The sequence below is a fragment of the Rubneribacter badeniensis genome (assembly GCF_002899695.1).
Lineage (GTDB): Bacteria > Actinomycetota > Coriobacteriia > Coriobacteriales > Eggerthellaceae > Rubneribacter > Rubneribacter badeniensis.
On sequence record NZ_PPEL01000064.1, the window covers coordinates 1 to 19835 of the forward strand.

14 protein-coding genes are annotated in these 19835 nt (G+C 66.9%); 11 read left to right on the forward strand and 3 right to left on the reverse strand.

Going from position 1 to position 19835, the window contains the following annotated elements:
* Positions 1–48: 48 nt before the first annotated feature.
* Positions 49–921, forward strand: a complete 873-nt coding sequence (locus C2L80_RS09765; RefSeq protein WP_103263113.1) for a dimethyl sulfoxide reductase anchor subunit family protein — start codon at positions 49–51, stop codon at positions 919–921.
* Between the two features lie 644 nt (positions 922–1565).
* On the opposite strand, the gene C2L80_RS09770 is transcribed toward C2L80_RS09765, so the two are convergent.
* From C2L80_RS09770 to C2L80_RS09780, 3 genes are read right to left on the reverse strand one after another with little or no spacing between them, the layout of a single operon-like run.
* On the reverse strand, positions 1566–2435 hold the full coding sequence (locus C2L80_RS09770; RefSeq protein ID WP_103263114.1) for a dimethyl sulfoxide reductase anchor subunit family protein: 870 nt from the start codon (positions 2433–2435) through the stop codon (positions 1566–1568).
* Entirely contained in the window at positions 2435–3067 is a 633-nt protein-coding gene (locus tag C2L80_RS09775; protein ID WP_087197550.1) for a 4Fe-4S dicluster domain-containing protein, read from the reverse strand. The genes C2L80_RS09770 and C2L80_RS09775 overlap by 1 nt, the downstream gene beginning before the upstream one ends.
* 3 nt (positions 3068–3070) lie before the next feature.
* Positions 3071–6124: a molybdopterin-containing oxidoreductase family protein gene (locus C2L80_RS09780; RefSeq protein ID WP_103263115.1), complete on the reverse strand. Its 3054-nt coding sequence runs from the start codon at positions 6122–6124 to the stop codon at positions 3071–3073.
* Between the two features lie 547 nt (positions 6125–6671).
* Between C2L80_RS09780 and C2L80_RS09785 the strand changes: the two genes are divergently transcribed.
* The 10 genes from C2L80_RS09785 (at position 6672) to C2L80_RS09835 (ending at position 18882) form a co-directional block, all read left to right on the forward strand.
* The gene (locus C2L80_RS09785) at positions 6672–8177 is read left to right on the forward strand and encodes a helix-turn-helix transcriptional regulator (protein ID WP_103263116.1); all 1506 of its coding nucleotides are present in this window, start codon (positions 6672–6674) and stop codon (positions 8175–8177) included.
* A gap of 3 nt (positions 8178–8180) precedes the next feature.
* Positions 8181–8768, forward strand: coding sequence for a LysR family transcriptional regulator (locus C2L80_RS09790; protein WP_103263117.1), 588 nt, complete (start codon positions 8181–8183; stop codon positions 8766–8768).
* Between the two features lie 157 nt (positions 8769–8925).
* Positions 8926–10755, forward strand: a complete 1830-nt coding sequence (locus C2L80_RS09795) for a PD-(D/E)XK nuclease family protein (RefSeq protein WP_239938885.1) — start codon at positions 8926–8928, stop codon at positions 10753–10755.
* A gap of 380 nt (positions 10756–11135) precedes the next feature.
* Positions 11136–12101 (forward strand): hypothetical protein, encoded by a 966-nt coding sequence (locus C2L80_RS09800; protein WP_239938887.1) that lies wholly within the window; start codon positions 11136–11138, stop codon positions 12099–12101.
* Positions 12102–12116: 15 nt separating this feature from the next.
* On the forward strand, positions 12117–12833 hold the full coding sequence (locus C2L80_RS09805; protein ID WP_087197560.1) for a TorD/DmsD family molecular chaperone: 717 nt from the start codon (positions 12117–12119) through the stop codon (positions 12831–12833).
* Positions 12830–13474, forward strand: coding sequence for a 4Fe-4S dicluster domain-containing protein (locus C2L80_RS09810; RefSeq protein WP_103263119.1), 645 nt, complete (start codon positions 12830–12832; stop codon positions 13472–13474). Before C2L80_RS09805 ends, C2L80_RS09810 begins: the two co-directional genes overlap by 4 nt.
* 5 nt (positions 13475–13479) lie before the next feature.
* The gene (locus tag C2L80_RS14400) at positions 13480–14706 is read left to right on the forward strand and encodes a 4Fe-4S binding protein (protein ID WP_239938888.1); all 1227 of its coding nucleotides are present in this window, start codon (positions 13480–13482) and stop codon (positions 14704–14706) included.
* Positions 14707–14708: 2 nt separating this feature from the next.
* A complete protein-coding gene (locus tag C2L80_RS09825) occupies positions 14709–15953 on the forward strand; it encodes a 4Fe-4S binding protein (protein ID WP_103263120.1) in 1245 nt (414 codons plus the stop codon).
* A gap of 153 nt (positions 15954–16106) precedes the next feature.
* Positions 16107–16964: a hypothetical protein gene (locus tag C2L80_RS09830; protein WP_103263121.1), complete on the forward strand. Its 858-nt coding sequence runs from the start codon at positions 16107–16109 to the stop codon at positions 16962–16964.
* 250 nt (positions 16965–17214) lie between these two features.
* Positions 17215–18882: a helix-turn-helix transcriptional regulator gene (locus tag C2L80_RS09835; protein ID WP_103263122.1), complete on the forward strand. Its 1668-nt coding sequence runs from the start codon at positions 17215–17217 to the stop codon at positions 18880–18882.
* Positions 18883–19835: the final 953 nt, after the last annotated feature.

The window sequence follows — 19835 nt, forward strand, 5'->3', positions numbered from 1 at the left end:
CGGGGCCTTAAGGTCGCCGTCCCGCGGTTCTACCGCTAGGCGCGCGCGATGGCCGGGCTCGCCACCGCCCTCGACGAGGTCACGCTCGTCCTGTTCACGACGCTCGCGCCGTCGGGCGCGGTGGCGTTCATCTGCATGGGGCTTCCTGTTTTGGCGCGCGGCACGTCCGAGGCGATGCGCCAACGCCTCAACGTGCTTCTGGGATTGCCCCTCGTGGTGGCCATGGTGGGGCTTGTGGCGTCGGCCACGCACCTCGGCAATCCGTCCAACGCGCTGTACGTGTTTTTGGGCGTGGGCCGCAGTCCTCTTTCGACCGAAGTGTTCTTCGCGGTGGTGTTTTTGGCGCTTGCGGGCTTGTACTGGCTGTACGGTTTCGCCGAGCACCCGTGGCCGCGCGTGCAACGCCTGTGGCTCGGATGCGCCATGGCTGCTGGCGCGGCGTTCGTGGCAGCGGTGGCGTTCGCGTATTCTGCCGAGACGATCGTGTCGTGGAACACGGCGTACGTGCCGATCAACCTGGTTTTGAACGCGCTTGTAGGTGGGCCCATCCTCGCGATCGCGGGGTTGCGCGCCGCAGGGGTCGACATGCGCGCGGGGCGCATCGGGCGCGTGCTGGCGAGCGTGGCCGCGGTCGCGTTGGTCGCGAACACGGTGACGTTTTGTCTGCAAGGGGCTGAGTTGGGCTCCATCGAGAACTCGTTCGTGACGGCGGCGCAGCTGGTTCCTTTCTGGGGCCCGATGGTGGGCGCGTTCGCCGTGCTGGGGGCGGCGGGCGTTGTCGTCGACGGTATTGCGCTCTGGCGCGGCGCCCGTTTGTCACTTGCGTGCGCAGCGGGTGCGACTGTTCTCGTTTTGGCGGGCATTTTCGTCATGCGGTTCGCGTTCTACATGATGCACATGACGGTGGGCCTGGGCATGTAGGCACCCGCAGCTTGTCCTTCTGCCACAACTCCTTTTTCTCCCTAGTAAGGCTGGCTCTATGCTAGACGAGGCCGGCATCGGCAAAGGCCGTTAGATCGGCGTTGGCAATCCACAAAACCGGCGCGCAAACGAAAGATGCCCGACGTCCCAGGGGGGAGGGGGGCGTCGGGCAGGGGGTTGGCCGGACGTGTCGCGCAAGGGGAAGGCGACGTCCGGCTGGGGCAAGCGGAGCAAGGGGAAAGAGGGGGAGGGGCGCTCCGCTTGCCCCAGCCGGGATCGGCGACGATGCAGCTCGTTTCCGATCCCGGCGCAGCGTGGGGGCGTACGTCTGATGCACGCTGAAGGCATCGTTGCAAGGGGCCGACCCGCGTCCAGCGAGGGTGCTCCCTCGCAACGATGCCAGACGGGGCAGCGGGGAGCGCCGGAAACGCCGACGACGGCGGCAGAAGCGCCGACGACGGAGGGGTTGCCGGCGCTTGCGACGGGTTGCCGTTGGCGGTGGAGGGGGTTACCGCCAACGTGCGATGCCCCCGCAGGATGTGCCGCTTCAGCGCTTGCCCCCGCAGCGGCGCGTCACCACGCCCCTCCGGCACCGCAAGGGCGCCGGAGGGGGGAAGGGAGGCGTTCGGCGCTTCGCCGAGCGCTTAGTACAGCAGGAACACAGAGTATCCCAGCTGGTAGATCAGGACCCTGAACAGGATGGAGGCAACCGCCGCCGCCACAACGGCCACGGCCATGAAGGGAACGGACGCGCCCACCTTCTTGCGGGCGACCGCGGCGCACGCGATCACGACCGCGACGCACACGAGCGACACCCAGAAGTTCACCGCACCGTCGCCGGCCACCATGATGTCCATGAGGCTGTCGATGTGCGTGGGGGCCGTCGTCATCGACGTCGGGTCGGCGTAGTGCCCGTAGTTGGCGAACGTGGCCGTGGCGCACACCGCCGTGTACACGAGATCGGCCACCAGCGAGGCTGCCGCGCCGATAAGGCTCATGCCGATCGCGGTCTTTTCGACCTCCTGGTCGCGCTTGATCGCCGCGATGCCCCACAGCACCACGGGGCCCATCATGAGGGCGTTGCCCAGGTAGAACACCACGAGCGCCCAGCTCCATGCCGGGATGGCGGCCATCAGGTAGGAGTGCGCGGTGGCGCACACCATGGCGACGGCGGCCACGAGGGTGACTGCGCTCAGCCCCACGGGCAGCTTCTTGCCGCCGCGCAGCATCACGAACCACACCACGATGAGGATGGCGAGCACCACGCACCCGATCAGCTCCTGGGTGATGCCGGACGTGATGTGCCCGAACCCGTTGAAGATGCGCTCCCAGTGCTGCAGGTGCAAGAAGGACCCGATGCCGCCGATCACGAGCGACACGGCAGATGCGACAAGCGCCGTCATCTGCAGGTCGCGCCCTTGGCCCTTAAGGGCCAACACGGACATGCTGCCCAAAAGGCCGCAGGTCACGCACACGAAGAACGTGAAGATAACGAGAGGCCACTGCGTCTCCATTACTCATCGCCTCCTTCCCAATGCTGCCCGCGTAGGATGTAGGAGAACGACGGCTTGTTGCCCACGTCGGGCAGATGGTAGATGTCGGACTCCTCGAACGGCTCCAAGAACTCGGTCATCTTGCGCTGGTTGCCAGCCGAGTCGAACGATCCCACGAAGGAATCGAGCCCCTCGTCGGTGTCGCCCACCCAGCGGGCATTGCCGCCGCACTGGCTGACGCACTGGGGCAACTCGCCTTGGAGCAGCTTCTGCTCGCACAGCGTGCACTTCTCGACGACCTTCTCCTCCTCGTTGAGGTAGCGGACGCCGTAAGGGCAGGCCATGACGCAGAACTGGCAGCCGATGCACTTCTCCTTGTCGATCTGGATAGTGCCGTCCTCGGCCACGTGCGAAGCCTCGGTGGGGCACACGTGCACGCACTCGGGGTTCTCGCAGTGCTGGCAGCTGATGGGCAGGAAGTACATGTACACGTCGGGGTACTGGCCCGAGCCGCCGGGGATGGGGTTGGGCCCCACGCGCACGACTTTGTTCCAGTAGTTGCCGATGGGCACGCTGTTGACGGCCTTGCAAGCAACCGAGCATGCAAGGCAGCCCACGCACCGGTTGACGTCGGTGATGATCGCTTTCGTCATGGTTTACTCCCTCCCTTCATAAGTAGGCAGCCATTCCTTCAGACGCGGGTCGTCGGAAGTGTGGATGATGGGCTTTCCGGTGCTGTCGCACGGCACGGGGTTGCCGAACGGCGAGTTCTCGGGCGTGGCCTTGTAGATCTTCACCTGGTAAGCGCGCAGGTTGGAGCTGCCGGCGTGCGGGTCTTGCGCATCGTGGTCGATCAGCTGGTTGACCTGCGAGAGCTGCCAGCCGTGGCCGGCGTCCTGCACCTCGGGGTACCACCAGGTGTGCTCGAGGTTGATGACGTCTTCCTTCACGCCGTAGTACAGGTCGGCCACCTCGCGGATCTTGCCCCATTCGGTCTCGATCCACACCCAGTCGCCCTGCTCGATGCCGTACTCGGCTGCCGTCTTCGGGTTGATCTCCACGCGCGGCACAGGCCACAGCTCGCGGCACCAGGGAAGCTGACGGTGCTCGGAGTGGAAGTACACGGGAATGCGGCGGCCGGTGGTGGCGGTCAGCGGGTACTCCTTGATGCGGTCGCCGTCCTTCGGGCCGTGCGGCGGCTCGCAGTAGGAGGGCACGAACCACTCGGGATGGTCAGGATGGTGCGACTCCATGACGGTGGACCAGATCTCCTGCTTCATGGTCGGCGTGAAGAAGCCCGGCTTCCAGTTGCCGATGCCCTTGCCGGCCGTGTAGTCGAGGCGGCCCCACACGCGGTCGCGCGCACGCAAAGCGCCCGTCTGGTAGCGGCGGTACGTGCCCCAGTTGCGCGGCTCGATGTCCTTGGCCTGCCACCAGCCATGCTCCTGGAAGGCGGCCACGTACTCGTCCCACGTCTTGTACTTGGGCGTGACCTCGGCCATCGGCACGCCGTGGCGCTCGAAGGTGGGAACGCCGTTCTCCACGTGCCAGGTGGTGTAGGTCAGTTCGTCGTCGGTGAGCAGTTTGATGGAGTCGTCGAGCTGCCACTGGATGTCGGGCCACTCGTTGCCCGGCTCGGTCGTCCACGGCCAGTTCATGCGGCGCGCGAGGTCCATGACGATCTCGGGATCGTACTTGGCCTCCGCGGGCGGTTGTACGCACTTGACCGTGGCGCCCATGGCGCCGGAAGCGCCCTGCGAGGCGCGCGGCGAGTTGAGCTCGATCCAGTGCGCGACGGGCAGGATGATGTCGGCCGTGTCGTTTTGCGGCGTGTGCCACAGGTTGAGGTCCACGTAGAAGTCGAGCGAGCAGAGGGCCTCCCAGGCGCGCGTGGTGTTCGACTGGCTCATGAAGTTGCCGGACTCGTTCCACAGGGCGCGCAGCGGATAGGGGTCGCTCGTGATGGCGGCGTTCCACACCGAGTGGCTGTCGGCCCAGTACTGCCACCAGCCCAGAAGCGGGAACTTGTCGCGGCCGATCTGCTTGAGGTTGACTTCGGCGGGCGGGGTGGTGGCACCCGGCGCCCAGGCGCTGAAGCCCTGCAGGTCGCCGTCGATGGGCACGATGGTGGGGCCGCGGTTGCCGCCCGGGGTGTCCAGGTTGCCGGTGATGCCCACGAGGTTGTCGAACACGCGGCAGGTCTGGATGCAGTTGCAGAAGTGCTCGATGGCCAGCATGTACTGGATGCCGCCGTTGCCGTAGCCGCTTTCGGGGTCGAGGCGCGTGCCGTAGGCCGTGGCCGCAGCCTCGATCTCCTCGGCGGGGATGCCGGTGATCTCGGCAGCCACCTCGGGGGTGTACTCGGCGGCGCGGGCCTTGTAGTACTCCCACACCGGCTTCACCTTCACGGTGCGGCCGTCTTTGAGCGTGATTTCGAACTCGCCCTCGAGGGCGGGGTCGATGGCGGGATCGAAGGGCAGAAGGTCGGGCACCCAGCCCTGCGTCTGGCCGGGCAGCAGGTTGTCCTGCGCGGCCTCGCGGCCCTCGCGCGCCTTCTCGGAGTCGTAGTTCTCGCCCTCCCAGAAGCCGCCCGTGTCGTCGATATTGCCTTCCTGGTCGGCGTTGAACCAGGTGAACGCGCCGTACTCGTGCTCGATGCCCTGCTCTTTGAGGGCTTCCCAGTTGTTGTCGTACACGAGGAACTTATACGGGTTGCCACCCTCTTTGATGTCGCTCTCCTTGAGCAGGAGGGTCTTCACGTCCCAGTACGAGCCGTCGGTGCGCACGGTGGGGAAGCCGGAGGGCTCCATGTCCTCGCACACGAGGAACGGGGCGTTCGTCCATTTCTTGGTGTACAGCTCGTCGTAGAGCTTCTTCTCGATGATAACGTTCGTCCAGGCCAAGCCCAGCGCGGCGTCGGTGCCGGGGCGCAGGTGCTGCCAGTAGTCGGCCTCTTTGCCCATGTTGGCCATGCGCGGGTCGACGCTGATGTGGACGTCGGCGCGCGACGCGACGTCGACGGTGGTGCGGCACGAGTCGTCGTAGTTGGACAGCTCAGACGCGCCGCCCCACTGCACGTACACCTTCGGGCGGCAGATCGTCTCCATCCACGACATGGCGAACTGCGACACCATGGTGGTGGCGAAGTGGCGCGGGCCCTTGCAGATCTGCCAGGCTTCCACGTTGTTCGGCGTTTCGAGCATGTTCTTCAGGATGGACTCTGAGTGCATGCACCAGATGCGCGACGTGCCCACCTGGCAGGCGATGGCCTCGCCGCCGTGCTTCGCTTTGATCTCCATGAAGTTGTCGATGACGGTCTGCATGGCCTCGTCCCAGCTGATGCGCTGCCATCCGGGCTCCTCGCCCTTGGGATTCGTGCGCTTCATGGGGTAGTGCAGACGGTCGGGGTGGTACGCCGCCTGGATGGACGACTGCGACTTCGTGCAGCAGTTGCCCATGGACTGGAACGCGCCCTCGTCGCCTTCGACGCGGATGGCGCGCCCGTTCTGGACGATGACCTTGACGCCGCACTCCATCTTGCCGCAGCCGCGGCAGCACGTCTTCACGGCCACGGTGTCTTGGCCGGAAACCACGGGATAGGTTTCCTCGGCCAGCGCGGTGTGCGTCGATGCGCCGAACGCCGCAGCCGCAGCGCCGGTGATGGCGGCGGTTTTGACGAACGTACGTCGCGACATAGTCAGATTGCCCATACTCCTCCTCCTTCGTCTTCTCGTCTTGCTCCTACTCGTCTTTCGCAAGCGAACGGGGCGGGGGGCTGCCGTCGGACGCCCGAGCGCGCTTTTGCCTTCTGCCGCTCGGGGGCGCTGGACGCACGGTGGGCGTCGACGGTGCAAAGTCCCCGTATCGCTTGCGACGACCATACGGACGAGAGGGCATCGGACGCATCGCGCAAACGTTGAAAAGCGGATTCAGAACATCATAAATTCTTATGATTTTGCGATCATGAAAAACTCAAGATGCTTGTGAACTGGCCTGATGCTGTCGGAGCATCATAAATTATCCTTAAACTAGGATAAATCTTCGAGGGGGGGGGTGCTCATCTTTTCCGTATAATCTGGTACGTCGGAAAGGGGCTTTGGCAAGGCGGGGCGGGATGCCGCCTTATGCCGCGAAGACGAGACGGCGACCTGGCCCTGCCTCGCGTGCGGAGAGTCCGGCGAGCTGGCAGAGGGTCGGACGCGCGGGCGGGGGTTGGCGCGAACGGCGTCTCTCACGGGTTCGAGGGGGTGCGAGAGCGTGGAGAAGCTTCGAGGCGCATGGGGCGCTGCATTGGGGGCGAGCCTTTCGCCCAAGCGGGTTGCGGGCGCCGCTTTGCAGTGGCTGTGGATGCTCATGATGTTCTACAGCATCGTGCCGTACCGTTTTTCCTCCGATGTGCGCGGGTCGTTGTACATGGGCCTGCTCATCTCGCTCGTGGCCATGGTGGTGACCATGCTGTTCGTGGCCGTGATCGTGCGACGCGAGCGGGTGGGCTCTAACCGCTCCATCGTCGGGGGTTCGGCCTTCATGATGAGCGCGGGATCGGTGCTCGCGCCGTTTTCCGATCCCACCACGCCCGCCGGCATGCTCGCGCTCGGCCTGAGCGCCGTTATGACCGGGACGGGGTCGGCGGTGCTGTTTTTGTGTTGGATCGAGCTTGAATCGGGCTTGGGCGGGCGCGTGGCGCTCGTGGAGCTTGCCGGGTCGCTGTGCGCGGCGTTTGCGGCGGGCTCTGTGCTGATTGCGGGGCCGACGGTGCCGGTGGTGGCGTCGATCGTGGTCATGCCCATGCTTTCAGCCGTGCTGCTGAGGCGCTGCACGGCCTCGCTTCCCGCGGCATCGGCGCCGCGGGAGTCCGAGCAGCAGCTTTCGCGCAGCACGGTCGCCCTGTTCGTGAAGGCGCTCGCGGGGGCGGTGCTCATCGGCGTGCTCATGGGGTTTTTCGACGTGGTGTCGGGATGCAAGACCTACGAGGTGCAGGACGTGTACGGCACGTTTCTGTTCTTGACGGGGCTTGCGGGTGCCCTTGCCATCTGCCTGATCGCCGTGTTCCTGCATCGCGACGGCATCTTCTACTCCTACCGCGTGTCCATGCTCGTGCTGTGCTTGGGATGCTTGTTCACGCCGTTCATGTCCGACAACAACACGTACTCGAGCGCGCTCATCTTCGGCGGCTACCACTGCTTCGTGCTCGTGCTGTGCGTGGTGTGTATCGACGTGTCGTCGAGCTTCCGCGTCAGCCCGGCGCGTGCCATCGGGCTGGGGTTCGTGGCGCTGTACGGCGGTGAGACAGCCGGCTCGCTGTTCGCACATTCGCTTGAGGCGACGGGGGCGAGCATGTTCGATCTCACCTTGGTCACGCTGGTGGCGGTGTCGCTTCTGTTGATCGCGCACCTGTTCCTGTTCACGGAAACGGACCTCATCAAGATCGGCATCGGGGAGGTGAGCCTGGTGGGGGCGGCTGCTCCGTCTGAAACCCCTGCCGACGAGGTGGCCGATCCGGTGGATCCGAGCGTCATCATCGCCGAGCGCTTCTCCCTGTCTCCGCGTGAGACCGACGTGCTGCCTCTGCTGCTTGAGGGACGCACCATCTCGCGCATCCAGGAAACGCTGTTCATATCGGCGGGAACGGTGAGCACGCACATTCGCCACATCTACCAGAAGACGGGCGTGGACAACCGCCAAGAGCTCATCGATCTGGCGCACGAGACGGTAGAGCAGGCCGAACGGGGCGCGGCGGGCGAGCAGGGCGAGGCGGGCTGACCGGTGGAGACGACCTATCTGAGCGAGTTTTCGCGGGTGGCCGATCGCGGCAGCTTCACGGCAGCCGCGCGCGAACTGCACCTCACGCAGTCCACGTTGAGCAAGCACGTCGCTCTGCTCGAACGCGAGTTCGGAACCGAATTGTTCGTGCGCGACCGCAACGGCGTGAGCCTGACCGAGGCGGGAAGCGTGCTGTACGCCCAGGCGCGGCAGATGGAGCGGTTGCTGCGCGCCACCGGGGCGCTCGTGCGCGCCGCGGGCGAGGGACGCGCGAGCGTGCCGCGCGGGGTTGCGGGCGCTCGCGCGGGTGCGGTAGATGCGCGGTCGGGTGCGATGGCGGTCGCGGCGACGGACGCCGGCGACACGGCGCTGCGCTGCAAGTGCCGGCTCGTGGCCGAGCGCTGCGGCCTCGACGGGCGCGAGCTGGGCGCGCTCATCCTGTACGTGGAGGAGCGCGGTTTCGAGGTCATCGAGGCCGAGCTGGGACTTTCGCGCGACGAGGTGGCCGACGTGCTGGCCGGCGTGTACCGCAAGCTCGGCGTGGAGAGCAAGCAGGGGGCGCTCGATCTCATCCATTCCGTTTCGGAATGATGGTGGACGCGTCCGCGCCGCTCGGGCATACTCGAACGTGCAAACGCATAAGGAAGCACTGTGAAGCTGGGGGGCTTCGAGCAAAGGGCTTCATCCAAAGAGGATGGATGGAGGCCGAACGATGGGTGCTTGCACGGTCGCGTCTGTACGGGACGCGATGGACGAACTTCTCAAACTGCCAATCGAGGGCGCATGCGCGTGCGTGGAGCACGACGCGTCCGACGACGTCGCGCCGACGCTTGCAGCGTATGCGCGCCGCGTCGCCGAGGCCGGGTTGCCCGTGCGCATCGTGTGCGCCGACAGCTGGACGGCGGCGCGCTACCGGGCGCTTCTTGACGCCGATCCGACGTCGCCGCTCGATGCGGCGAGCGCGGTGTCCGTGCGCGAGCTGGCTTTGGGCGTCATGGGCGATGCGCGGGTGAGCGCGGCCGTGGGCCGCGGCGCGCGCGTGCTGGACGGCAACGAGATGGATGTCCTCATGGAGGACGTGAAGGTGAGCGGCCTCAAGCCTGGTCGCTTGCGCGAGATGCTCAAGTTCTTCTACAAAAGCATCAGCGAGTGCGCTGATGATGACGAGCGCTGGCTCATCTCTGCCGAGGAGCAGACCGTCTACGCCATTCTGACCGAGAACCTTGAGGCGCGCCGTGCGCTTTTGCCGTGCGAGGCGGCGTCGCTCGCGCACCGCGGCCTGGTGGCCGCCGGGGTCGAGCGGGAGGATCTCGTGCTGGTGGTGGACGATTACACGACGATGAGCAGGGCGTCGCAGCGCTTGGTGCGCCATCTGGCCACGCGCGGCTTGGTGGCGGCGGGGCGCACGCTGGCGGCTGCGAGCGCCGAAGAGCCGTATCCGTGCTTCGAGGGATTCCGCGAGCTTGCCAACGAGGCCGAGTGCGTGGTGAGGGTGGAAGACGCGCGTCCGCGCGCTGCGCGGGAGAGCCGCGCGCTTGAGGATCCCGAGGCCGAGCAGGCGTTCGTGGCCGCGTCGGTGGAGGAGCGCTTGTCGGCGGGGACGGCGCCGAAAGACGTGCTGGTGGCGGTGCCGAACGCGGCGTGGGGCGCGCGCCTGTCCGATGCGCTCGAGGAACGGGGCGTGCCCGTGGAGCGCGCGTTTTTCGAGGGGAAGATCAAGGGCGACCCCCGCACGGAGGGCCGCTACGCCCAGCTCAAGCTGGCGACGCTCCTCCGGCTTCTTCTCGATCCCGACGATTTCACGTCTTTGCGCTCGTGGATGGGCTTCGGCGACTGGCTTGTGCGCTCCGACGCGTTTCTGGAGCTTTTGGCGTACGCGCGCGAGCGCGGCATCTCCGCTGCCGAGGCCGTGGCGCAGCTGCGCGCGCAGCGCGACGAGGAGCGCGCCTCGACCATCTTCGGGAAGTTCGACGCGCCGCTCGACGAGCTAGACGAGCTGCGCCGCGCGTGCGCGGACGGGCTGACGCGCGAGGAGGCGTGCGCGCTGTTCGAGGCGCACGGCATGCCGCTTTCCGAGCGCCAAGCGGCGCTTCTGGGCGACGATCCCGAGCGCGCGGACGTCGGCCGCCTCGCGCGCGAGGCGTTTCGCCTGCCCGCGGAGGACGCGGCGCGCGACGCCGTGCGCGTCGCGACGTACGGGCGCTGCCATGGCCGCCACGCGCGGGTGGTGTTCGTGACCGGCTTCGTGAACGGGTTTCTTCCCGGCAACGACGCGGTGGACGACAAGTTCACCATCGACCACCGGCGCGTGGCCCTCGAGCGCGAGCGCGCGCTTGCGCTGGACGTGCTGGCCGCAGCGGACGAGCAGGTGGTGTGCACGCGGTTCGAGCGTGCGGCGCTGGAGGCCACTGCGCGCATGAACGTGCAGATCACGCGCGTGTTCGTGCGCGATGGCGAGCGGTTGGCCAGCGTGGCGCCCTCCGTGTTCGCGTCGTTGTCCGACGACGTGCTGTCGATCGACCCCAGCGTTCCCCGCGAGCTGCCCACGAAGGTGCTCTACAACGTCTCGACCCAGTGAGGCGGCGGGTGCGAGCGCGCGGCGGGTGCGTCCACCCCCTTTTCAGTGTGCCCGCGCAGGGTCGCGCAGGGTTGTACGGCCTTCGGTGGGCGCAACGAAGGGGTGGCGCGGGAGGCGCAGACGGGTGGCGGGCGGTTCGATGGACGTGACGCGCCCCGCTCCCCGCATCCGCGCAAGGTCGCACGCTGGTTGCGCAAGTCCGAGGCGTGGTGGGCGAACCTGCTCCACGGCAGTCGCAACAGGGCGGCGCGGACGGTGTGGACGGCGCGGCCGCTGGCGGGCTCCGACGGATGTTGGCGGGCTTTGGAAGATGAACGATCCCTCCCGATGGGGAGGCGAGGTTGCAAGTGAAGGTGCGAGTTTCGAGAGGACTGATGGATATGAGAGATGTCGAAGCGTTTGTGATCGATGACGATTTCGACCCTTTGGCCGACCTGGATTTGGACGAGGGCGAGCGGGACGACGCCGAGGCCGACTACCTGCCGCCCATTCCTGATGCCGACAAGAGCGTGGTGCCCCCGCCGGTGGAGCTTTCTCCCGCCGAGCGTATCGAGAAGCTGCTTGCGGGCATGCCGGGACAGCAATTCCGCTTGCTGCGCGCCGTGGGGCTGTGCGCGGAGCCGCGCACGCTTGAGGAGGCGGCCGCCGCGCTGGACGAAGCGCACCCCAGCCCCACGAGCGTGTACAGCTCGGTTCAGGTGATCCAGCTGCTCGAGCGCGCCGGTGCATTGGAGCGGCTTGAGGGCGAGGAGGCAGAGAGCGCGCCAGCCGAAGGCGAGGATGCCCGTGCGACGGAGGCGATGGGCGAAAGCGCGGACGCGGATGTCGCGCCGTCTGCCGCCGGGGACGGCGAAGCATCGACGGAGGGCGAAGAGCCGGAGGGCGACTTCATCTCGGTGACGCCTGCGCCTCCGTGCCGCTATCAGGCCACCCAGGCGGGCCTTGACGCCATCGCGGCGCACGTCAACGAGGATCGCATCGTCCAGAAGATCGTCGAGGAGAAGCGCTATCTGCCCATCTTCCAGCGCGTGCTGGAGATGACGGCGCGCGAGGGCGGCTGCCCCACCAAGGAGCTCGACGCCGCGGTGGACGGCGACCCGCTGTGCGCCGAGCCGCGGCGCTTCTGCGGTTTCTTCCGCGGCAAGCTCGAGGAGACGGGTGCCATCGAGTGGCGCGACACGTGGACCATCACTGACCTTGGGCGCAGCGTGCTCGCGTCCGGCCTGTTCGATGCTGCGCCCTCTGCCGAGGATGCGGCCGATCCGTCCTCGCTCGGAGCCGCCACGTCCTCCGACGCCGCATCCGCTGTCGAGGGCGTCGCTGCCCCGTCCTCGTCCGTTCGCTAGGGAAGGAGAGCATCCATGTCTCACGATCAGGAAATCGGCCTCGTCGACGTGCTGCGCGGCCGCAGGGCCACCTACCAGTTCCTTTCGCGCCTGTTCCGCACGGAGGTGGATCAGGAGCTGTACGACACGCTCGTGTCGATGCGCTTTCCCGCGAACACGGGAAACCCGCTTGTGGACGAAGGTTATCGGATGATCTGCGGGTATCTGAGCCAAGCGAGCGGGGACGTGCTCACCGAGCTGGCGGTGGACTACGTGCGCGCGTTCATCGGCTCGGGCAACGACGGCTTCTCGGCTGCGTACCCCTACGAGTCGGTGTACACGAGCCCGAAGCGGCTCATGATGCAGGACGCGCGCGACGAGGTGCTCGTGCTGTACCGCGCCGCCGGATTGGCCAAGCAGGAGAGCTGGAAGGAGGGCGAGGACCACATTGCGCTTGAGCTTGAGTTCGAGCAGATCCTGTGCGAGCGCGCCATCGCCGCGTTGGAGGAGGGCGACGAGGACGCGTGCCGCGCCCTTCTGCTGTCGCAGCGCAACTTCCTCGAGGACCATCTGCTGGCGTGGTATCCCATGATGGCGGCCGACCTGCAGAAATTCCCCCGCACCGACTTCTACAAGGGCCTCGGCAAGCTGACCGACGGCTTTTTGCGCAACGATCGGGAGTTCTTGGACGCCGTGCTGTCCGAGGACGAGGCCGATGCAAGCGAGGACGGGGAGAAAGCCGAGGTGGCATGATGAGCGGGCAGGAGGCGAAGCCCAAGCGCGCTGCGGGCCCTCGCGTGTCGCGGCGCACGTTCGCCCTCGGTGCCGTGGGAGCCGCCGCCGTGGTGGGGCTGGGAGGCGTGAAGTACCTTCCCAGCAAAACGCTGTTGCGCCCGCCGGGAGGGCAGGACGAGGAGCAGCTTGTCCGCGGCTGTTTGCACTGCGAGAAGTGCCGCGAGGTGTGTCCGAAGCACGCCATCGCCCCGGCGCATCTGGAGGACGGCATCTTGAACGCGCGCACGCCGCGCATGGACTTCAAGAGCGGCTGGTGCGATTTCTGCGAGATGGAACCGGGCGGGCCGAAATGCGTCGCGGTATGCCCGACACATGTGCTCGTGTGCCCCGACCCGGCAAGCGTGATCATCGGCAAGGCGGTGCTCAATCGCGATTGGTGCCTGGCGGCCAAAGGCATGGGCTGCCACGAGTGCGTCGATGTGTGCAACTACGATGCGCTCGAGCTGGGCGCGGACAACGTGCCCGTGGTCAACGTGGATGCATGCAACGGATGCGGCGCGTGCGAGTGGGCGTGCATCTCGCTGTCGGCGGGGTCGATCTCGGCAGGCGCCACCGACCGTGCCATCGTCATTCGGCCCACCGAAGAAGTGGAGGCGTGAGGAAGATGAAGAAGTTCAACAGCGCTCGGCTGCGGTTCCTCATCATGCTGGCGGTGCTCGCGGTGGTGGCCGTGGGGTACTTCACGGCCGGGGGCATCGGCAATCTCTGCGGCATCGGGTTCGACACCATCACGCTTCTGTGCCCCCTGGGCGCGCTTTTGGCGATGATCGCCGAGCGCACGGCCATCCCGATGGCCGTGGTGAGCATGCTGGCAGTGCTGGCGGTGTGCGTCGTGCTGGGCAAGGTGTTCTGCGCTTGGGCGTGCCCCGTGCACTTCATGGCGCGAGGGAAGAAGAAGGGGAAGCGTCGCGCGTTGCGCGCTTCGGGCTCTTCTGTTGAAGGCGGCACCGGTTCGAGCTCCGTTGCTGCTTCCTCCTGCGATGCTACGGACGGCTCCGCTGTCTCCCGCAGCGCTGCGGACGACCCCGCCGCCTCCCGTGGCGCTGCGGACGGCTCCGCTGCCGCTCCCGCCTTCCATGTGGCGCAGACGGGGGAATCTGCGGTGCAAGCGGCGGCACCCGCTCCTGAGCGTGACAAAAGCCCGGGGATGGTGTCGCGCTCCGCTTGCTCCGCATGCACGGCTCCCTGCGGCAAGGCCAAGGGTATCAAGATCGACAGCCGCCACGGCATCTTGGCGGCGGCGCTCGGGTCGACGCTTGTGTTCGGCTTCCCGGTGTTCTGCCTTATCTGCCCCATCGGCCTCACGTTCGCCACGGTGCTTTTGGTCATGCGGCTGTTCGCGTTCGGCGACACCACCTGGACGGTGCTCGCGTTTCCGGCCATCATCGCGATCGAGGTCTTGCTGCTGCCGAAGTGGTGCCAGCGCTTCTGCCCGTTGGGCGCGCTGCTTTCCCTGTTCAGCGGGTTGAACCGGACGTTCAGGCCGCGCATCGACTCCGAGAAGTGTCTGCTTGAGGGTCGCGGGCTGTCGTGCAACCTGTGCGAGCGGGCGTGTCCCGAGGGCATCAATTTGCACGACGTCGCGGCGGGCGAGACGACGCTCAACGACTGCAGCAAGTGCCGCGCGTGCGCCGACGTGTGCCCCGAGCACGCCATCACGTTCCCCTTCCTGCCGAACAAGGGGCGGGGCGCGTCCGCTTCCGCGCCCGTTCCCGCGTCCGTCCCCGCGGCTGCGGGTGGCGCGGCGTCTGCGTCTGCTTCTGCGCCTGAGACGCCGGTCGTGGCTGCGGACGGCGCTGCGGACGGCGGCGGGACTGCGGAGAGGGGGTAGCCATGTCCCTGATCGACGGGGTGCTTGCCCTGCTGAGCGGCATCGAGAGCGACACCATCGCCGTGCACGAGGAACGCTGCATCTCGGTGCGCAACCGCAACGCCGACTGCCTGCGTTGCGTGGAGGCGTGCACGTCGGGCGCCCTTTCGCTGCGCGGCAACGAGCTGGTCGTGGAGCCGGAGCGCTGCATCGGGTGCGGCACGTGCGCCACGGCGTGCCCCACCTGCGCCATCGAGCTGCGCAACCCCACGGACGAAGAGCTGACGGCGCAGCTCAAGCGCTCCATCGTGGCGACGAAGGGGCATCCGGTCATCGTGTGCGAGACGGCGCTTGCGGCGGCGGGCGTTGCGAGTGCGGACGCGGTGGACGCCTGCGTGGTGCCGTGTTTGGGCCGGATCGACGAGTCGGCGCTCGTGGGGTTGGCGGCGTATCGCGCGTTCGACGCGACGCTGGCATGCGGCTCGTGCGAGACGTGTCCGCATGCGCCCGGTGGCGCGCTTGCGCGCGAAGTGGCGGCGAGTGCGAAGAACCTGCTTGCGGCGTTCGGGTCGTCCCTGTCCATCGAGCTGACGGAACGCGTGCCCGACCGGGTGTTGGCGTCCCGTTCGGGCGCTTCGGCGCGAGGGCGGGGACGGGGACGCTCCTGCGAGGTGCGCGATGCGGACGGCGGCATGGGGCGGCGGGAGTTCTTCAAGTCGGCCAAGGACGCGTCGGCCCGTGCGGCCGGAGCGGCGGTGGCCGAGGGCTTGGGCGCGGCCGACCCTGCCCTCGAGCCCGTCCATGTGGCGTACCGCAAGGTCGGCCCCGACGGCACGTTGTCGCATTTCGTCCCCACGCGCCGCGTGCGGCTGTACAATTACCTGCGGCATGTGGGCGATGGCCAGCCGGTGGCCGACGAGGTGGAGACGCGCGTGATCGGCGCCGTGTCCATCGACGCCGAGAAGTGCAGTTCGTGCCGCATGTGCGCGGTGTTCTGCCCGACGGGCGCCATCAAGAAGATCGACGAGGATGGCGTGTTCGGCGTCGTGCATCGTCCGAGCGCGTGCATGCAGTGCCGCCTGTGCGAGCGCATCTGCCCAAAGCAAGCCATCACGGTGAGCGGGCTGGTTCCCATCAGGCAGTTCATGGGCAAGGAGGCCGTGTGCTTCTCCATGAAGCGTCCCACGTGGACGCCGAACAAGCCGGAATCGATGTACAACAAGGTGCACTCGATACTCGGCGAGGATTTGGAGATGTGCATGTTCTAAGAAGTTCCGTCGGCTTGACGGCCGACGGAACTTGCTGACGCTGCGGAAACCCTCGCTGTCTCTCCGAACGACCAGTGATTCTGAACGTGTCAAAGGCGGCGTATCGAAGGGACGGGGGTCGGCGCGTTTTACCGAAGGAATCGAGGATTCAGCATGATCAACTACACGCTGCCGGATTTCACGGTGGGGCTGGGGCTCAACCTGTTCTTCATTCGCCTGATGGAGCAGCGTCCGACGTTGTTCCAGGACGGCGTGCGCATCGACAGCGTGTACGGGTGCTTCCCCGCGTGCGCCCTAAACGGCGGCCGCGCGTATCTGCGCGATCGCGCGACGCCGGCGCAGATGGAGGAGGCGTTCTCCCTTTTGGCCGAGCACGGCGTGAGGCCGCGCCTCACCTTGACGAACATGCTGGCCACCGAGGACGACCTGCATGACCGGTATCTGAACGAGATGCTTGCCGCCGCCGCCCGCCACGACGGCGAGGCCATCGTGTACGCCGACTTCGTGGGCGACTACGTGCGCGAGCGCTACGGCATGCGCCTCGTGCTGTCCACCACGCGGCCTTTGGCCGATGCGGCCGAGGTCAATCGCATGGCGAAGCGCTACGACTGGGTGGTGCTCGACTACAACCGCCATAAAGACCCCGCATTCCTCGGGGCCATCGAGGACCCCGCCAAGACGGAGATCATGGTGAACGAGTTCTGCGCCTTTCGCTGCCCGCATCGCCAGGAGCACTACCTGCACAACAGCGAGGACCAGCGCTCGGGCTCCATGCGCCCGTTCGAGTGCGTAGCGAAGCGCGCCGACTTCTTCGATCATGCGCCGGGACACCCGGTGATCTTCACCGACCAGGAGGTGCGCGACCTTCACGACGCGTACGGCATCGGTTGCTTCAAGATTGTGGGCCGCGGCGTGGCCTTTCAGACCGTGCTCGAGGCGTATACGCACTACCTCGTGCGTCCCGAGTACCGTGCGGATGTGAAGCGCCTGGTCATGCGCGCGGCGGGGTAGCGCCGGGGGTGCGGCTTCCGCTCGGCGGTGGCGAGGGCCGAGCAGCCGGCTAGGATGCAGCGCAACGCGAAGGTTGCCGGCGGTGTGAAGACCCTGCTTCTCATGAGCGTCCCTTTCTTGTGCGCTTGACTGCCGGCCATCGCATCGGCCCCCTCCGTGCACCTCTGCGGTGCGAGCCCTTTTGCCAAGCGTGTTGCCCTGTGGTACAAAGGTGCGGACGAAGGCGGGCGAACGAGAAGGGGATGGGCGCATGGTCGAGGGCGCGCGCAAGGGTCGGCGCTTCGATGCGTTGCTGGCGGCGGTCGAGCGGTTCGCGCCGACGCGGCGGCTGGGGTGGGCGTTTCTGCTGTCGTGGGTGTTCTGCGTGTTCTACACCGACGCGGCGGGCGGCCATACCGGCGCGGGCGTTGCGGCCTCGGCATACGGTGCGGGATGGGAGCTGTTCTTCACGGGGTTGCCGGTGTCCATGTCGGTGGTCATGCTCGCGCTTGTCGTGGTGATGGAGCGGCGGTGGGGGTCGCCCGCGCAACATGCGGCGCTATTCTGGGTCGCGCCCGTCGCTACGGCGGTTTCCACGCCGCTTCTGTTCTGCGTGCCGGCCGATTTCGGCGCGACGGTGGCGTTGTTCGTGGCGGGATCGGTGCTCACGGGGTTCGGTAGCGGGTTCATGTGGGTGATGTGGGGCGAGTACTACGCGAGGGTCACGCAGGAGGAGGCGGAATTCCTCGCTCCTTCGTCGGCTGTGCTGGCGGCGGTGCTCGTGCTGATGGTGTCGGCTATGGACGGCTGGGTGGCGCTTGCGACGGTCACGGTGTTTCCGCTGGCGTCGGGTTTGTGCCTTGCCCTGTCGTGGCAGGACGTGGTGCGCGGCAAAAGCGTGGGAGAGTACCGAGGATCGTTCGAGGAGCGCGCGCATGCGCGGGCGCATGACGATGCGCGGGCGGGCTTGCCGCGCGTGCTGGCTTCGATGGGGCGCGCGGGGTTCGGCATACTGACGGCGTGCCTGTTCGTGTGCTTGGAGGGATCGTTTTGGCATGCGCCCGCCAAAAACGCGCCCGAGGCGCAGGCGGTCATCCTTGCGAGCATCGTGTTCATGCTGATCGTGGGGCTGTCGGCGACGGCGGGGCCGCGCCGGGTGTCGCTGCCGTTTCTGTACCGGTGGATGTGCCCGGCGCTCGTCATCGGGTTTGCCGCGCTCATCGTGGCGGGCGGCGAGTGCGGCGCGTATGCAGCCTACGGGGTGGCTATCGCTGCGCGTTTCGCATTCTGCCTGATCACACAGATGTATTTTGCACGGTACGCAGTGCAGGGGACGGCTACGCCGGTGCAGTCGTACGGATTGGGCTGGATATTCGTGCATATGGGCGATCTTTTCGGGGTGTTCGCGCTCGTGTTCGTCGATGCGGGCATGGCGGCGGGAGCCTTCTCCCTCGATCAGGTGGCGGCTGTGTCGATGGCGCTTTTGGTGGTGTCGACGATGTTCGTGCTCAACGATGGTCGCAGCTTTTCGTTCGGAACGGAGGCGGCCGCGGCGCTGGCGGGCGCATCGGGTGCGGCGGTCGCGGATGCGGCAATGGCAGACGCGCAGGTGCGGGGCGCGGATGGGGCGTCCGACGGGTGCTCGGGGGCGGCGCGCCCGCACCCGGCGCTTGACGAGGACGCGTCCGCACCGGGAGCGGCGCGCTCGGGCGCATCCGACGCCGACGATCTCACCGCGCGCATTCGCGAGCTGGCCGCGCGCGGCGGCCTCACCCCGCGCGAGACAGAGGTGTTCGACCTGTTGGCGCGCGGACGCTCGGTGCCGTATGTGCGCGACGCGCTCGTCATCTCGCGCGAAACGGCCGCCACCCACGCCAAGCACGTCTACGCGAAGCTGGGGGTTCACAGCCGCCAAGAGCTTATCGACTTGGTGCACTGAGGGGACGCATCGGTCCGCGCTGCTTTTCGGCTTTCGGCTTGTGGGGGCGCTTGGGCAGAGGTGTTCGGGGAGGAGGTCTGTTGCCTTCTGTCGGTCGAGCCGTCCGTCTTCGGTTTCCGTTCGCGTTTCTGCTGAGCTGCCGTTGGCACGAGCCCGCGTTCGTTCGATCACAAGCCGAACCCCTTCTGACCGGGCGTTTCGGAAGGATCCTCGCCTGATGAACCGCCTCCCATTTCTCGTGCCCAAGAAATGGGAGGCAGTTCATCGTCCGACAGGCGAGGTCTTCCGAAGCGTCGGAACGCGCCGCACGCGGCGATCCGGTCCGGCCTCCACCGGCAGCGGTTCGATGCGTGCGGTGCGCCTCTGTGGCAAAAAATCACCGAAATCGGAAGGGGAGGGGGCCGCCCCCCCCTCCTTCCACCGGGGAAACGCCTGGTCCCGAAACCCCTCTTCCGACCGCGCCGGGCCGCAGGGCGAGAGCCGCGCTGCGGTTCTTCCGATTTCGGTGATTTTCTGCCAAAAGTGGCCCTTGTCTCTGTTAAACCAGGATTGATACGAACCCATGCTCTTCTAGCTCCGAGCCGGACCCCTCCGGTCAGACGCCCCACAAGGCCCCCGCCTGACGGATCGGGGGCTTCCGAGGCATCTGGGCGGTTCGCGCTCGGCGGGGCCGATCTGGCCTATAGCAATCTTGGTCTAACATAGACCCGTTCGCCGCGTGGACAAAAACGCGCGGTTTCTCTATTCTCAAAACGGAATAATCGAACATGCGACTCTCTCATCAGGCGTTACGCGAAGCCCACCTTTCGAGTCTCTTTCGATCCGTAGTTTTCCGGGCGAAAAACTGGAGAATACCCGCCTTTTTATCCATGACGCTCCCGGTTATATAAAGACTTGAGGAACCGAGCACGGGGTGCCGTCCTGCGAAGCGCCCCACCCCCCCCCCCAACCGG

Coding starts and splice junctions, on each gene's coding strand:
- C2L80_RS09765 (WP_103263113.1), top strand. CDS start 49: ATGGCCGGGCTCGCCACCGCCCTCGACGAGGTCACGCTCGTCCTGTTC.
- C2L80_RS09770 (WP_103263114.1), bottom strand. CDS start 2,435: ATGGAGACGCAGTGGCCTCTCGTTATCTTCACGTTCTTCGTGTGCGTG.
- C2L80_RS09775 (WP_087197550.1), bottom strand. CDS start 3,067: ATGACGAAAGCGATCATCACCGACGTCAACCGGTGCGTGGGCTGCCTT.
- C2L80_RS09780 (WP_103263115.1), bottom strand. CDS start 6,124: ATGGGCAATCTGACTATGTCGCGACGTACGTTCGTCAAAACCGCCGCC.
- C2L80_RS09795 (WP_239938885.1), top strand. CDS start 8,926: ATGGACGAACTTCTCAAACTGCCAATCGAGGGCGCATGCGCGTGCGTG.
- C2L80_RS09800 (WP_239938887.1), top strand. CDS start 11,136: ATGAGAGATGTCGAAGCGTTTGTGATCGATGACGATTTCGACCCTTTG.
- C2L80_RS09805 (WP_087197560.1), top strand. CDS start 12,117: ATGTCTCACGATCAGGAAATCGGCCTCGTCGACGTGCTGCGCGGCCGC.
- C2L80_RS09810 (WP_103263119.1), top strand. CDS start 12,830: ATGATGAGCGGGCAGGAGGCGAAGCCCAAGCGCGCTGCGGGCCCTCGC.
- C2L80_RS14400 (WP_239938888.1), top strand. CDS start 13,480: ATGAAGAAGTTCAACAGCGCTCGGCTGCGGTTCCTCATCATGCTGGCG.
- C2L80_RS09825 (WP_103263120.1), top strand. CDS start 14,709: ATGTCCCTGATCGACGGGGTGCTTGCCCTGCTGAGCGGCATCGAGAGC.
- C2L80_RS09830 (WP_103263121.1), top strand. CDS start 16,107: ATGATCAACTACACGCTGCCGGATTTCACGGTGGGGCTGGGGCTCAAC.
- C2L80_RS09835 (WP_103263122.1), top strand. CDS start 17,215: ATGGTCGAGGGCGCGCGCAAGGGTCGGCGCTTCGATGCGTTGCTGGCG.